General features: G+C 70.4%; 1 protein-coding gene. It reads right to left on the bottom strand.

Translation table 11 applies throughout. The features are described from left to right. Nucleotides 1–567: helix-turn-helix domain-containing protein (locus ACK4SE_RS14205; protein ID WP_409694027.1), on the bottom strand; the 567-nt coding region annotated here is incomplete at both ends.

The raw sequence follows: 567 nt of genomic DNA, 5'->3' as shown, positions 1-567 counted from the left end.
CGCGGGTTGAAGGCCTTTTGCACCGGGGCGACGCTGACCGGGGTCAGGGCGGCGGTCGTGCCGTTGACCTCGACATTGGCCAGCTGCTCTTCCAGGCCGCGGGTCACATAGAAGGCCGGCACCGTCTGGTCCGGCGGCGCGGGCAGCGGCCCGGACAGGCGCAGCCCCTGCTCGGCCGTCTGGCCCGGCACGGCGCCCAGGGTCCAGCTTTCGGGCACTTCGGCGATGTCCGACGGATGCGCCTCGCGGATCAGGCTGACCCGCTGGAACACGTTCCAGCCGACCACGGCCAGCACCAGTATGGCCACGGCGGCGATGACGCGGGGGGAATGACGCCTGACCTCTTCAAAGGCCACGCCGACCGGCGGCTGCAACGGCACCGAGGGGTCCGGGCTTTCGCGCTTGAACCGCTCGATCGCCAGTTGCTCGTCCAGCCCCAGCTCGGACGCATAGGCGCGGACATAGCCGATCGAGAAGACCCGCGACGGCAGGGCCGAGAAATCGTTCTGCTCCAGCGCGATCAGATAGCGGCTGTGGACGCGGGTGGCCTGGGACAGGGCGGCCAGC

Source organism: Brevundimonas sp. (assembly GCF_046293315.1).
In the GTDB taxonomy this organism is placed as follows: domain Bacteria; phylum Pseudomonadota; class Alphaproteobacteria; order Caulobacterales; family Caulobacteraceae; genus Brevundimonas.
This window is presented reverse-complemented; position numbering and strand designations above follow the sequence as displayed.